This window comes from Prevotella sp. MA2016 (genome assembly GCF_000619825.1).
Lineage (GTDB): Bacteria > Bacteroidota > Bacteroidia > Bacteroidales > Bacteroidaceae > Prevotella.
On the sequence record NZ_JHUW01000007.1, the window covers coordinates 359,247 to 373,454 of the forward strand.

The following is a 14,208-nucleotide window of genomic DNA, read 5'->3' on the forward strand; positions in this document are numbered from 1 at the left end:
CCGATTGCTATTTGTTTGTAACTGATTACTTCAGCTCAACCTCGGCGCCAGCGGCCTCGATGGTCTTCTTCAGGTTCTCAGCCTCTTCCTTGCTCAGACCCTCCTTAACGGTAGCAGGAGCACCGTCTACGAGATCCTTAGCCTCTTTCAGACCAAGACCACAAGCCTCCTTAACGGCCTTAACAACCTGCAACTTAGCAGCACCAGCTGACTTCAGAACTACGTCGAATGAAGTCTTCTCCTCAGCTGCATCAGCAGCACCAGCTGCAGCAGGACCAGCGGCAACAGCAACAGCTGCAGCGGCGGGCTCAATTCCATACTCGTCCTTCAGGACAGTTGCCAACTCATTTACTTCTTTTACAGTAAGGTTTACCAACTCTTCTGCAATAGCTTTAATATCTGCCATTTTATTTAAAATTTTAATTGTTTTTAATGTTAATGTTACTTATTTCGCTTATTTGTTACGCTCAGCGATAGCGTCAAGCAGACCGTGAACCTTGCCACCGGCGTTCAAGCCAGAAACAACATTCTTGATTGGAGACTGGAGCAGAGCTACAACCTCGGCAATCAGTTCGTTCTTGCTCTTGATTGCTACGAGCTCATCAAGCTTGTCAGCACCTACGAAGAAGCTCTCCTCTGCATATGCACCCTTGAGGGCTGGGATACCTTCCTTCTTGTACTCCTTGATCAGCTTAGCAGGAACGTTAGCTGTCTGTGCAAACATAACAGCTGTGTTACCCTTCAAGCACTCATAAAGTGGAGAGAAATCAATCTCTGAAGCCTCGAAAGCCTTCTGGAGAAGAGTATTCTTAACCATCAGGAGCTTAATCTCACTCTTGAAGCACTTCTCACGGAGCTCAGATGTCTTAGCGGCATCCAGACCAGCGAGGTCAACAAGATAGAAATGAGGATATGCCTTCAGCTTCTCACCAAGTTCTACGATGATAGTATCTTTTACTTCCTTTTTCATTTGTCTAATCTTTTAACGAGTTATTCAACTGATTTAGGATCTACCTTGATACCCATGCTCATAGTGCTTGAGATGAAGATACTCTTAATGTATGTACCCTTAGCAGCAGCTGGCTTCAGCTTGATAATAGTAGAGATGAACTCCTTAGCATTCTCAAAGATCTGATCAGCATTGAAGTTGATCTTACCGATTGATGTGTGCACGATACCGGCCTTATCAACCTTAAAGTCAATCTTACCCTGCTTAACTTCCTTTACTGCCTTAGCTACATCCATAGTAACAGTACCACTCTTAGGGTTAGGCATCAGTCCGCGAGGACCGAGCACACGGCCCAAAGGACCGAGCTTACCCATGCAAGAAGGCATTGTGATGATAACATCAACATCTGTCCAACCGCCCTTGATCTTTTCGATATATTCATCGAGACCAACATAGTCAGCACCTGCTTCCTTAGCAGCAGCCTCCTGATCAGGAGTACAGAGAGCGAGCACACGTGTAACCTTACCAGTACCGTTTGGCAGCGAAACAACGCCACGAACCATCTGGTTAGCCTTACGTGGATCAACGCCCAAGCGTACATCGATATCAACTGAAGCGTCGAACTTAGTGGTGGTAATTTCCTTCACCAGTGCGGCGGCTTCCTTCAAAGAGTATGCTTTCCCTGCTTCAACCTTATCAGCGACCAACTTTTGATTTTTTGTCAGTTTACTCATTTTCTTAATTGAAGTTATTAATTATTTACCAGGGAACTCCCCTTCTACAGTGATACCCATACTACGCGCTGTACCTGCAATCAGCTTCATTGCCGACTCAACGGTAAAGCAGTTCAAGTCTTTCAGCTTATCCTCGGCGATAACACGAACCTGATCCCAAGTTACCTTGGCTACCTTTTTACGGTTTGGCTCAGCACTACCGCTCTTGAGCTTAGCAGCTTCCTTCAGCTGTACAGCTGCAGGTGGAGTCTTCAGCTCGAAAGAGAATGACTTGTCAGTGTAGTAGGTGATAACAACAGGAATAATCTTTCCTGCCTTATCCTGGGTTCTGGCGTTGAACTCTTTGCAGAATCCCATAATATTAATTCCCTTAGAACCCAGAGCAGGTCCTACTGGGGGAGAAGGATTCGCAGCGCCACCTTTAATCTGCAATTTGATTAATCCAGCAACTTCTTTAGCCATTTCTGTTAATTATTTATTGAATTGTTATATAAGTCTCTGGAGTGGAAGCCTCCTTCAACGATATATAGGAACAGGCGAACCGTAACATTCACCCTATTCTTTTTCTACTTGATTGTATCCAAGTTCCAGAGGAGTCTTACGACCGAAAATCTTAACCATAACTTTCAGCTTGTGTTTCTCGGCATTAACCTCTTCGATAATTCCGCTGAATCCGCTGAAAGGACCATCTGTTACCTTCACTGCTTCATCCACAGCATATGGAACATTAGCCTCTTCACTCTTAATCTCTGTTTCCTCTGCAGTACCGAGGATACGATTAATATCACTCTGCTTTACTGGGGTTGGGTTATCCAAACCACCCAGGAAGCCTAACACATTAGGCATAAAGCGAAGTGTATGAGCCATCTCACCCTGCAAGTTGGCCTCTACCAACACATAACCTGGCAAGAACAGCTTCTCCTTTACCACACGTTTGCCATTACGCAACTGAGCATATTTCTCGGTAGGCAGCAAAACCTGACCTACGTTTGCCTGGAGGAAGGAGTCACGCTTAGCCAGAGCCTCAAGGTATTCTTTTACCTTAGCCTCTTTACCGCTTACAGCGCGAAGTACATACCATTTCATTCCTGACTGAGCCATATCTCAAAGCGTAATTAACCGGGATAAACCATACTCATTACCGACTTGAACACAAAGTCCATAACCCATACTACTAACGCAATAATAAGCGATGCTGAAAGCACCACTACTGCACTATGAGTCAACTCCTTGCGAGAGGGCCATGTTGTCTTATGAGCCAACTCGTCGTAACAAGCTTTGCAATAATCGATAAACTTCTTAAACATAATCTTTCTTTTTTAGCACGGGAAGGAGGACTCGAACCCACGACCCTCGGTTTTGGAGACCGATGCTCTACCAACTGAGCTATTCCCGTAAGTAAGCCCCCGCCCATTAAAAACGGGGGCTTTTTTATCTAGTATTACTAGAAAATTCTAGAGTCTAGACGGTTTAGAGGATTAGTCCTCGTAAACCTCTGTGATCTGACCAGAACCTACTGTGCGACCACCCTCACGGATAGCGAAGCGCAGACCTGGGTTCAGAGCTACAGCGTAGATAAGCTCAACAGTGATCTCTACGTTATCACCAGGCATTACCATCTCAACACCTGCGGGGAGAGAAATCTCACCTGTGCAGTCCATTGTGCGGAGGTAGAACTGAGGACGATACTTGTTTCCGAATGGAGTGTGACGACCACCCTCTTCCTTCTTCAGAACATAGATAGAAGCCTTGAACTTCTTGAATGGCTTGATCTGACCTGGGTGGCAGAGTACCATACCACGCTTGATCTCGTTCTTGTCGATACCGCGGAGCAGCAGACCTACGTTATCACCAGCCTGACCCTCATCAAGAATCTTGCGGAACATCTCAACGCCAGTTACAACTGACTTCTTGTCCTCACCAAGACCGAGCAGCTCAACCTCATCACCTACGTGGATAACACCAGTCTCGATACGACCAGTAGCTACAGTACCACGACCTGTGATTGAGAATACGTCCTCAACAGGCATCAAGAAAGGCTTGTCAGTAGCACGAGGAGGCTCCTGGATCCAAGTGTCACAGGTGTTCATCAGCTCCATAACCTTCTCCTCCCACTTAGCAACACCGTTCAGTGCACCAAGAGCAGAACCACGGATAATTGGAGTATCTTCCTCGAACTCGTACTGAGCGAGAATCTCCTGAACCTCCATCTCAACGAGCTCCAGCATCTCCTCATCCTCAACCATATCGCACTTGTTCAGGAATACAACCAGACGGGGAACGTTTACCTGACGAGCGAGCAGAACGTGCTCACGAGTCTGAGGCATAGGACCGTCAGTAGCAGCTACAACAAGAATAGCACCGTCCATCTGAGCAGCACCAGTTACCATGTTCTTTACATAGTCAGCGTGTCCTGGGCAGTCAACGTGAGCGTAGTGACGAGTAGCAGTCTCGTACTCAACGTGAGCGGTGTTAATAGTGATACCACGCTCCTTCTCCTCAGGAGCATTGTCAATCTGATCGAATGACTTAACCTCAGAGAGACCAGCCTTAGCCAGCACAGTTGTGATAGCAGCTGTCAGAGTTGTCTTACCGTGGTCAACGTGACCGATAGTACCGATGTTTACGTGCGGTTTGGTGCGCACAAAATTCTCTTTTGCCATTTTACTTGTTATTAATTTTGTTAATTATTACGAATTTTCAGTTTCCTCCTTCTAGTCTCAAGAGAGCTGTAACTGAGAGTTGAACTCAGGACCTCTTCCTTACCAAGGAAGTGCTCTACCACTGAGCTATTACAGCATGTCTTTGAGCGGAAAACGGGGCTCAAACCCGCGACCCCCAGCTTGGAAGGCTAGTGCTCTATCAACTGAGCTATTTCCGCAAACATCTCTTGTAGTGGGTGCTGATGGATTCGAACCACCGAAGTCGAAAGACAGCAGATTTACAGTCTGCCCCATTTGGCCACTCTGGAAAACACCCATATCATTTCGTTCATACGAACCGGGATGAAACTCCCGCCTCCTTCCTTTTGAGCCTCTTGTCGGATTCGAACCAACGACCCCGAGATTACAAATCACGTGCTCTGGCCAACTGAGCTAAAGAGGCTTTTCTAAGCAGCCGTTCTCTGTTTCAGATTTACGACCTGTCGGAAAACGGCTGCAAAGTTACGACTTATTTTTGAATTACCAAAACTTTTTCGAGTTTTTTTTATCTATTTCTCAATTTTTCCTTGAATTTCGTCAGTTGAGCCCTCATAGAATCCACACAAAGGTCGATTCCTTCCTCAAAAGTGTCACAAGTCTTATCTACGAAAAGCGTGTTTCCTGGAACGAAAACCTCAAGACTTGCTTGCTTATTTAGAGCGGTGGCCGGCTTGACTACTTTAAGTTGCACCTCTACTTTCTGTATATCCTCAAAAGATTTTTCTAACTTGGCGACCTTCTTCTCGATGAACGCCTCTAACTGCTCGGTAGCGTCGAAATGAATCGACTTAATCATAATCTCCATAGTTACCTCCTATTTTTAAAGAGTTAATAAATAAGATTCAGGCTCTAGGGTGAGCCTCTTTATAAATTCGTTTCAGTTGCTCGAATGTGGTGTGGGTATAGATCTCGGTGGTACTCACGCTGGCGTGACCCAACAAATTCTTGATCGATTCCAATCCAGCACCATTATTCAACATAGCGGTGGCAAAGGTATGCCTAAGCACATGGGGCGAACGCTTTTTCAGCGAGGTCACCAGCGACAAGTAGTGATTTACCAGCTTGTACACCTGAGCAACCGTTATCCGCTCACCTTTATCACCCAGAAAAAGCGCGCCGTTAGTTTTTCCAAACATTTCTGTCCGAACAGCTTGATAGTGCTTAAGCGCTTCAGCCAGTTCAGCCCCGAAGGGCACTATGCGCTGCTTGTTTCTTTTTCCCGTCACTTTCAATTGCGCCGCTTCATAATCCAGGTCTGTATCATTCAGGCTCACAAGCTCCGAACGTCGCAAACCGGCCTCGTAAAAAATTAATATAATGGTACGTGCGCGAACATTATTAAATGAGTCATCCCATTCTATTCCGTCCAGCAAGCGTTCCATCTCACCTTCACGTAGGAACTGCGGCAGCGGTTTTGATTTCTTCGGCCCCGTCACGGCATGTGCCGGATCAGCCTTAACCAGTTGTCTCTTTAAGGCAAAGCGGTAAAAGGAACGCAGTGCACTCAACTTCTTGTTAATCGTTGAGGCAGAGTTTCCTTTATCCATCAGACTCTCCATCCAGTCACGGATCAGATCGGCATCTACCGAACTTAAAGAGAGTTCTTTATCCCTAAAAGTCACATACGACTCAAAATCCCTTAGGCTTTCCTCGTATGTCTGCACCGTCAGCGGAGATGTGTTCCGCTCGTAGCGCAGGTAGTCTAGAAACCGGTTAATCATCATAAAATCGCAACCATTAGTATTCGGGTACGAATTTACGGAAATTTCTCGAAACTACCAAATTTTCGGGGAACTTTTTTTATTCCTCGTTAGCGCGAAGCTGCTGAACATAAACAGCGTGCTCCATCTTAAGGCGCTTCAGTACAGATGGCTTGTCAAACTGCTGACGACGACGCAGCTCCTTTACAACACCTGTCTTCTCGAACTTTCTCTTGAACTTCTTGAGAGCCTTCTCAATGTTCTCGCCTTCCTTTACTGGTACAATAATCATTTGTTTTGCTTTTAATTATTTTACGTTAAACTTAATGCTCTCGGGCATACAACCTCGAAAAGCGGGTGCAAAGTTACAACATTTTTACAAAACGACCAAGTTTTTAGACGAAATTTATCAAATAATTCTCAAAATCTTTGATTTTAACACATTATCAACATTCCAAATTACAATTATTTCTTCTTTACCACGCGTTTTGACACACTGATTGCACCCGCTGGACATACCAGCCTACAGATTACCAAGTCTCACACTTGCCATTATTCAAGATATTTGAAAATACAGCAAACAACCCTTCAAAAACCTTGAGTTAATTCAAAACACTCAATGAATTAACTCAATGCTCTTTCTGAATTAACTCAACGCCCAAAATGAGCTTATACAAATAATCGCAACAGAATGGAGCTTGTTGCGATTTTTTACTAAAACATCATTTAAGTCTTACTGTATCTCAGCACAGGAATAACTCCTGCGACGGTCTGCTCATAGCAGCGGGCAGCCTCGGCGAAGTTATCCTGCACAGTATAACCCTGCCCCAGCTTAGAACTTAACGGGATGGCAGGCTTCTTTAAGCCAAGCCTTTACATCATCATCGAGATGAGGCGACAGGGTGTCGAATACGCGCTGGTGGTATTGGTTGAGCCAATCGATCTCCTCGGCCAGAAGCAGGTCCTTGATGATGGGCGTTGTGTCGATAGGACAGAGGGTGAGACTCTCAAACCGCAGGAACTGACCAAACTGAGTTTCCTTGTAAGGTGTAATCAGAAGGGTATTCTCCACGCGCACACCGAACTTTCCCTCGAGATAGATACCTGGTTCGTCAGTAATGGTCATACCAGCCACCAAGGGGGCGGGTTTCCACTCCATACGGAACTGATGAGGACCTTCGTGCACATTGAGATAGGTGCCTACGCCATGACCAGTGCCATGCAGATAGTTCAAGCCCTCGCGCCACAATGCCTCGCGGGCCAGGATATCAATCTGGGTGCCGCTGGCACCAGCAGGAAACTTGCAGAGCTCTATCTGGATATGCCCTTTGAGCACCAAGGTATAAACACGCTTCTGCTCCTCTGTCAACGGACCGAGGGCGATGGTGCGGGTGATGTCGGTAGTGCCATCAAGATACTGCGCACCGCTGTCCAGCAGTAGGAAGCCCTCAGGTTTCAATGGGATATCGGTCTCGGGCGTGGCCTCGTAATGCACAATGGCACCATGCGCCTGATAGCCAGCAATGGTATCGAAAGAGATATCACGATAGAGTGGTTGTTCGGCACGAAGCGAGGTCAGTTTCTTGTCGATAGAGATTTCCGTCTGTCCTCCGGCCTCAACAGCAGGTTTCAACCACGACAGGAACTTCACCATCGCAATACCATCTTTGAGCATGGCCGACTTAAAGCCCTCTATTTCTGCAGCATTCTTAATGGTTTTCATACGCTTCACAGGCGATTCGGCCTCTACTATCTCGCAGTTCACTTGCTTGAAGAGCGTGTAGTTCACTTCATCCGGATCGAGCAGGATGTTATACTCAAAATAATCCTTCAGACCCTTTGCCACTGCCTCGTAAGGTGCCACCCCTACCCCTTCGGCTTTGAGATAAGCCAGAACCTCGGGTGACAACTTCACCTTATTAATATATAACGTAACACTCTGGGTAGAAATAAGCAGGTAACTGACAAACACGGGATTGCAATGCACATCCGTGCCGCGCAGGTTCAGTGTCCACGCAATATCATCGAGTGCCGACATGAGCATACCGTCGGCGTGCTTCTGGCGCAGCGCCTTGCGGATACGGGCTATCTTTTCATGACAACTCTCACCAGCATACTTCAATGGATAAATCTCAACAGGATGCTCTGGGATGGTAGGGCGATCGGTCCAAATCCGTGCCAAAGGATCGAGATTGGTGCGCAGGGTGATACCACCCAGCTGACGAAGATCGGCTATCAACTCCTTGACACTATTAACCGACGAGCAGTAGCCATCCAGCCCCACCTCGGCTCCAGCGCCACACTCACTACCAATCCACTCGGCTATGGTGGGGGTGTCAGGCATCTTCAGTTTCATCAATTGGATTCCTGTTCCCTTCAACTGGTCGGCAGCAGCAATAAAATAGCGCGAATCTGTCCACAAGGCTGCCGACGTGAGCGTGACAACAGCAGTGCCAGCCGAACCATTAAAGCCACTGATAAACTCGCGCCCTTTCCAATGGTCGGGTACGTATTCACCTTGATGAGGGTCGGTACTTGGAAAGATAAATGCAGCGAGATGTTCACGTTTCATAACCTCGCGAAGTGCTTCAAGTCGTTGAGTAACAGTCATTATCATCGTCTTTTGTAATTTCGAGATTACAAAGGTACGAAATAACTGGCAGAAAATCACATGATTAACACAGATTAATAATAAAAAACCGCTTTATATGAGTCTTTTTTCGTAACTTTGCAGCACTTTAAAAATAACAATATAAAAAATACAATTATGGCATTTTTAACTAACGAGAAATTGGTGATTGTTGGTGCCGGTGGTATGATCGGTTCTAACATGGTACAGAGTGTACTGATGCTGGGTTTGACTCCCAACATTTGTTTGTATGATATCTATGAGCCAGGTGTTCATGGTGTTTACGACGAGATGTGCCACTGCGCTTTCCCTGGTGCAAACATCTCTTATACTGTAGATCCTAAGGAGGCTTTCACAGGTGCTAAATACATTATCTCTTCTGGTGGTGCTCCTCGTAAGGAGGGTATGACCCGTGAGGACTTGCTGAAGGGCAACTGCCAGATTGCAGCCGACTTCGGTGAGAACATCAAGAAGTACTGCCCAGACGTAAAGCACGTGGTAGTTATCTTCAACCCCGCTGACGTAACAGCTCTGACCGCTCTGATTCACTCAGGTTTGAAGCCAAACCAGCTGACTTCACTGGCAGCTCTCGACTCTACCCGTCTGCAGCAGCAGCTGGCTCAGGAGTTCGGCGTACAGCAGGACAAGGTTACTAACGCTTACACCTACGGTGGTCATGGTGAGCAGATGGCTGTATTCGCCAGCAAGGCTCTCATCGACGGCAAGCCTCTCTCTGAGCTTTCACTCTCTGAGGAGCGTTGGGCTGAGATCAAGCACATGACAACACAGGGCGGTAGCAACATCATCAAGCTCCGTGGCCGTTCTTCATTCCAGAGCCCTGCTTATCAGGCTGTAAAGATGATCGAGGGTGCCATGGGTGGTGAGCCTTTCAAGTGGCCTGCTGGTTGCTATGTAAACGCTTACGGCTTCAAGAACGTTATGATGGCTATGCCTACTGTTATCGACAAGGACGGTGTACACTTCACTGAGCCCGAGGGTACTGCTGAGGAGATGGCAGCTCTCCAGGCTTCTTACGAGCACCTGCAGAAGATGCGCGACGAGATTATCTCTCTGGGCATCATCCCTGCCGTAGAGGACTGGGCAAAGGACAATGCAAACCTCTAATTAATATTTCATAGAAGGGGCAGCATGGCGCACCATGCTGCTCTTTTTTTTGTGTGTTTTCATGGATATCGAGCAACTTTTTCTTTACTACTATAAACCATTATGTCTCTACGCACTACACTATGTTGGCGATGCCGACGTGGTGGAGGACTTGGTGCAGGAATGTTTTGTGAAACTGATAGAGAAGCCTACTGCCGTCATTGATAAGGCTTATCTCTATGCCACCGTCAGAAATGCCTGCATAGACCATATCCGCAAGGGGAACCCCTTAAAAACCGACATCACACCCACCGACCTCGAAGGCACCATCACCGATGAAGAAGCAGCTGAGCGAAGCCTACATGAAGCTGAACTATGGACAGCCATCGACGCACTGCCAGAACGTTGCCGCATGATATTCCTGATGGCCAAGCGCGACGGGATGACCTATCATGAGATAGCCCAAGAGCTCGGCATTAGCGAGAAAACCGTAGAACACCAGATCAGCAAAGCCATCAGACAACTGCGCAAGAAGTCGGCCGACTACTTCTACCTTCTTAACTTTGTTTAACAAGCTTCACATGGGGGGATATCAACTTTTCGCCGTTATAGCAGAAAAACAAGAATCCAAATGAAAAAGTTAATCATGACACTCATGCTGTTCATCACAGCATTGACAGTAGGCGCACAAACAGCATCTACGACCATCAGACAGCAGATGGAGCAGTTGCACCAGACGGCTGGGGTGAACTTTGTGTACGATGCGAGTCTGAACGTCGGTCAGCCCTACCACGGCCCCGAACTGAAAGGGCTCACCCTGTCGAAAGCGCTTAAGACTCTATTCGAAGGTTCAGGCATCAGCTATCAGAAGAACAACAAGTATGTGATGCTGTTTAAGGAGCCAGCCAAGCAAACAGTGAAGCGCTTCACGCTGAGCGGACATGTCAGAGACTCTATCGGCGAGACACTCATCAACGCTACCGTTTACGACCTGACCACCCACCAAGGTACCACCACCAACGAGTATGGCTACTACTCGCTCACCCTGCCCGAGGGCGAGCACCTGTTGCGCATCTCCTATATCGGCTATACGGAGCAGACCGTGAAGACAGTACTCTATAAGAGCCACACCATAGATTTTACGCTTCATGAGAACATGCGACTGGGCGAGGTGGTTGTGACAGGCGACCTGAACAGTCAGGTGCTTGGCACACAAATGGGCAAGCGCTCGCTGTCGCAGACTGACATCAAAACAGAGTTCTCACTCTTCTCCTCGCCCGATGTGGTGAAGACCATCCAGCGCATCAGCGGTGTGCAGGAAGGTGTAGAACTGGCATCTGGCCTCTATGTGCATGGTGGCAATAACGATGAGAACCTCTTCCTGCTCGACGGCTCTCCACTCTACCAGATAAACCACTCGATGGGTCTGTTCTCATCATTCAATGCCGATATGGTGAAGAATGTAGATTTTTACAAGAGCGGTTTCCCTGCCCGATTCGGCGGACGACTCTCATCGGTGGTTGACGTGCGCACTAACGATGGCAACATGCAAGAATGGCATGGGGCGTATCGCATTGGTTTGTTAGACGGTAGTGTACAGTTTGACGGACCACTGAAAAAGAACAAGACTTCATTGAATATCGGCCTGCGCCGCTCATGGTTCGATCTGCTATCGGAGCCGGCATTCTTCCTACAAAGAAGGATCTCGAAAGAAGAAAAAATAGGTGTCAACTACAACTTCCACGACCTGAACGCCAAACTCACCCACATCGTCAACGAACGCTCGCGGTTGAGTCTGAGCCTGTATTCCGGGCGTGATGCCCTCAGTACTGACTACAAGGCAGACTGGGAGATGCACGATGGCGGTACGGACTTTGAGCAAACCAAGAACCGATTGAGATGGGGTAATCTGAACGCTGCCCTGAACTGGAACTACCAGCCATCACACCAGATCATGACCAACCTGACGGCTGTCTATACCCACAACAGAGCCAACATCCTGCGGCGCGACGACTATCGTTATGCCTCCAGCAGCACAGATCCTATAGAGAAGACCCATCATGAGACGGAAACACGTTCTACCATCGATGATATAGGTTATCGCGCCGAGGTCGACTTCCGTCCTTCGCCCCGTCATCACATCCGCTTGGGCAACAACTATACGCTCCACCTGTTCCGTCCGCAGACCAAGAGCTTGGTCAATTATAATGCGGGAGTGGAAGAGAACGACACCATCAGCAAGCACAGTAGCAACCATCACACCTCGCATGAGTTAAATCTCTATGCCGAGGATCAGGTGACGCTCAACCAGCGCTGGAGTCTGAACGGCGGAATGAACCTGTCGGCATTCATCACACCAGGTAAGATATTCCTGAACATCGACCCACGTGTAGCTGTAAAATATCAGATCACCCCATCACTCTCGGCCAAGGCCAGCTACACCATGATGACGCAGTATGTGCACAAAATCACCAACTCGTTCTTAGAGATGCCAACCGACTACTGGGTGCCTACTACTGCCAGGCTCCATCCCATGCGTTCAAACCAATGGGCCATTGGTCTCTATGCCCAGATGGGAAAGAGATGGACAGCCTCGGTCGAAGGCTATTACAAGACAACCAACCACCTGCTGCAATACTCCAGTTGGACCGGTCTGCAGCCTCCAGCCGTATCATGGGAGACGGAGGTGATCGACGGCAAAGGAAGATTCTATGGTTTCGAGGCCGATATCAACTATCACACCCCGAAAATACAACTCAGCGCTGCCTACACGTTATCATGGAATAAGCGGAAGTTTGATAACTTCTATCCTGACTGGTACTACGACAAGTTTGACAACCGGCATAAGCTGAACCTGACAGGACGATTCAAGCTCAGCAAGAAGACAGAGATGTATGCCGCTTGGACACTGCATAGCGGCAACAAGATAACCGTGCCTACCCAATACGCTGAGCTGGCACCGCTGCCTGTCATCAAGACACCAGGCACGCAGACCATGTTCTCAGGCGATGGTGATTGCCCGGCCCAGGGATTCATCTATGAACACCCCAACAACGCCTCGTTACCACTTTACCACCGTCTCGACATGGGATTCAACTTCTATCACACCACAAAGCATGGTCACCAGCGCATCTGGAATCTGTCGCTCTACAACGCCTACAGTCACTTCAACACCATGTGGACAGAGTCCGAGGTGAAAAACGACGGTTCTCTCCGTATCAAATCGAAAGGTTATATCCCCATCGTCCCATCATTCAGTTACACCATCAAATTCTAAGTAAGCATGAAACAGAATCATATCATCACATCTCTTGTAGCAGTACTCATCACACTGTCGTTCCAGGCCTGTAGGGATGAATTTGACATGTCACAGATAGATAAGTCCAGGAAACTGAGCGTCAGCTGCTATCCCTCTACAGCCGACACCACCTGGATATGGGTCTCACGCACGATCCCCGTGGACAAGCAATCCACGGTGCATCAGGATTTTAGTATTGGCAATGCCTCTATTATATATCAGGTGAACGGACAGCCACGCGAGGTTTGCGAGAAGGAACCGGGACTATACTATACATGCAGCCCCCAGAAGGTGGGCGACAAGGTAACAATCGAGGTATCAGCCAACGGTTTTGAGAGGGTGACATCCGAAGCCACCGTTCCCAACGCTATCCCTATCAGGTTAGAAGGTCTGAAGAAGATCACCACCTATAATCACGACATAGACAAATTCGCTACCTACGACCAGTTGACTGCCACCTTTAGCGACCCGGAAGCCACCACCGACTTCTATGCGGTGAGGGTGCGCGCCATCAATTACAAAGGCTTGGTATATGGGGTGGCCGATCCCGTTTATGATGAGAACGGCCATATCGACCACTACCAAACACAATGGTCACTGGGGGATTCAAGAGGTACCTATGCCAACTATCTGCGCTACAAGGAGATGTATCCTAATGCCGAATGGCATGTGGAGCTGCAGGATTCTGTCTATAGCTACCCCACCATCAGCGTAGATGACGAGCCACTACTGAACCCACTGAGCGAGTTCGAAGAAAACTTCGGCTTCAACAACAGATTCTTCAGACAGTTCTACATCTTCAGCGATGCCACCATCAACGGTCAGACATATACCCTGCACCTGAACATCCCCAAAAACTACTGGCTGGGGGAATATCAATTCATGACGCGCTTGCAAGTGCAGTTATACCATATCTCGCCCGAACTTTACCGATACGCGAAAGCACTCAACGATGCAGAAAACAACGAATGGGCACAAGGAGGATTCTCGATTCTCAGACCCACACCTTCGAACATCGTCAATGGTGTAGGCATCATGGGAGGATACCATACAACGGAGACTACATGGATAACCAAGACATATGAATAAACC

At 47.8% G+C, this 14,208-nt stretch carries 15 protein-coding genes and 5 tRNA genes; 4 read left to right on the plus strand and 16 right to left on the minus strand.

What is annotated here, in order from left to right:
* Positions 1-25: 25 nt before the first annotated feature.
* The 16 genes from rplL to T360_RS0103990 all read right to left on the minus strand — a co-directional run bounded on the left by rplL (position 26) and on the right by T360_RS0103990 (position 8,696).
* Positions 26-406: a 50S ribosomal protein L7/L12 gene (gene rplL, locus T360_RS0103920; RefSeq protein ID WP_013063286.1), complete on the minus strand. Its 381-nt coding sequence runs from the start codon at positions 404-406 to the stop codon at positions 26-28.
* A gap of 48 nt (positions 407-454) precedes the next feature.
* The gene (gene rplJ / locus T360_RS0103925) at positions 455-970 is read right to left on the minus strand and encodes a 50S ribosomal protein L10 (protein WP_028911630.1); all 516 of its coding nucleotides are present in this window, start codon (positions 968-970) and stop codon (positions 455-457) included.
* Positions 971-990: 20 nt separating this feature from the next.
* Positions 991-1,683 (minus strand): 50S ribosomal protein L1, encoded by a 693-nt coding sequence (gene rplA, locus T360_RS0103930; RefSeq protein ID WP_028911631.1) that lies wholly within the window; start codon positions 1,681-1,683, stop codon positions 991-993.
* A 21-nt stretch (positions 1,684-1,704) separates the two neighbouring features.
* The gene (rplK, locus tag T360_RS0103935) at positions 1,705-2,145 is read right to left on the minus strand and encodes a 50S ribosomal protein L11 (RefSeq protein WP_013064963.1); all 441 of its coding nucleotides are present in this window, start codon (positions 2,143-2,145) and stop codon (positions 1,705-1,707) included.
* A 93-nt stretch (positions 2,146-2,238) separates the two neighbouring features.
* Positions 2,239-2,784, minus strand: coding sequence for a transcription termination/antitermination protein NusG (gene nusG, locus T360_RS0103940; protein ID WP_028911632.1), 546 nt, complete (start codon positions 2,782-2,784; stop codon positions 2,239-2,241).
* 14 nt (positions 2,785-2,798) lie between these two features.
* Positions 2,799-2,990: a preprotein translocase subunit SecE gene (gene secE, locus T360_RS14595; protein WP_036928733.1), complete on the minus strand. Its 192-nt coding sequence runs from the start codon at positions 2,988-2,990 to the stop codon at positions 2,799-2,801.
* Between the two features lie 16 nt (positions 2,991-3,006).
* A tRNA-Trp gene (locus T360_RS0103945) sits at positions 3,007-3,079 on the minus strand.
* 82 nt (positions 3,080-3,161) lie between these two features.
* Complete coding sequence (tuf, locus tag T360_RS0103950; protein WP_028906902.1) at positions 3,162-4,346, minus strand: elongation factor Tu; 1,185 nt, start codon at positions 4,344-4,346, stop codon at positions 3,162-3,164.
* A gap of 64 nt (positions 4,347-4,410) precedes the next feature.
* Positions 4,411-4,482: transfer RNA gene (locus T360_RS0103955), tRNA-Thr, on the minus strand.
* A 9-nt stretch (positions 4,483-4,491) separates the two neighbouring features.
* Positions 4,492-4,564: transfer RNA gene (locus T360_RS0103960), tRNA-Gly, on the minus strand.
* A gap of 15 nt (positions 4,565-4,579) precedes the next feature.
* Positions 4,580-4,662 (minus strand) — tRNA-Tyr (locus tag T360_RS0103965).
* 52 nt (positions 4,663-4,714) lie between these two features.
* Positions 4,715-4,788: transfer RNA gene (locus tag T360_RS0103970), tRNA-Thr, on the minus strand.
* A 102-nt stretch (positions 4,789-4,890) separates the two neighbouring features.
* A complete protein-coding gene (hpf, locus tag T360_RS0103975; RefSeq protein WP_028911633.1) occupies positions 4,891-5,190 on the minus strand; it encodes a ribosome hibernation-promoting factor, HPF/YfiA family in 300 nt (99 codons plus the stop codon).
* Positions 5,191-5,227: 37 nt separating this feature from the next.
* The gene (gene xerC / locus T360_RS0103980; RefSeq protein WP_028911634.1) at positions 5,228-6,109 is read right to left on the minus strand and encodes a tyrosine recombinase XerC; all 882 of its coding nucleotides are present in this window, start codon (positions 6,107-6,109) and stop codon (positions 5,228-5,230) included.
* Between the two features lie 76 nt (positions 6,110-6,185).
* The gene (rpsU, locus tag T360_RS0103985) at positions 6,186-6,377 is read right to left on the minus strand and encodes a 30S ribosomal protein S21 (protein ID WP_013065274.1); all 192 of its coding nucleotides are present in this window, start codon (positions 6,375-6,377) and stop codon (positions 6,186-6,188) included.
* Between the two features lie 540 nt (positions 6,378-6,917).
* Positions 6,918-8,696 (minus strand): aminopeptidase P family protein, encoded by a 1,779-nt coding sequence (locus tag T360_RS0103990; RefSeq protein WP_028911635.1) that lies wholly within the window; start codon positions 8,694-8,696, stop codon positions 6,918-6,920.
* A 156-nt stretch (positions 8,697-8,852) separates the two neighbouring features.
* On the opposite strand from T360_RS0103990, the gene T360_RS0103995 reads away from it, so the two are divergent.
* The 4 genes from T360_RS0103995 to T360_RS15670 all read left to right on the plus strand — a co-directional run bounded on the left by T360_RS0103995 (position 8,853) and on the right by T360_RS15670 (position 14,205).
* The gene (locus tag T360_RS0103995) at positions 8,853-9,839 is read left to right on the plus strand and encodes a malate dehydrogenase (protein WP_028911636.1); all 987 of its coding nucleotides are present in this window, start codon (positions 8,853-8,855) and stop codon (positions 9,837-9,839) included.
* A 61-nt stretch (positions 9,840-9,900) separates the two neighbouring features.
* Positions 9,901-10,389, plus strand: a complete 489-nt coding sequence (locus T360_RS0104000) for an RNA polymerase sigma-70 factor (protein ID WP_028911637.1) — start codon at positions 9,901-9,903, stop codon at positions 10,387-10,389.
* 60 nt (positions 10,390-10,449) lie between these two features.
* The gene (locus T360_RS0104005; RefSeq protein ID WP_028911638.1) at positions 10,450-13,095 is read left to right on the plus strand and encodes a TonB-dependent receptor; all 2,646 of its coding nucleotides are present in this window, start codon (positions 10,450-10,452) and stop codon (positions 13,093-13,095) included.
* 6 nt (positions 13,096-13,101) lie between these two features.
* Positions 13,102-14,205 carry a DUF4249 domain-containing protein gene (locus tag T360_RS15670; RefSeq protein ID WP_028911639.1) on the plus strand — a complete coding sequence of 368 codons (1,104 nt, stop codon included), beginning with the start codon at positions 13,102-13,104 and terminating at the stop codon, positions 14,203-14,205.
* The last annotated feature ends 3 nt before the right edge of the window (positions 14,206-14,208 follow it).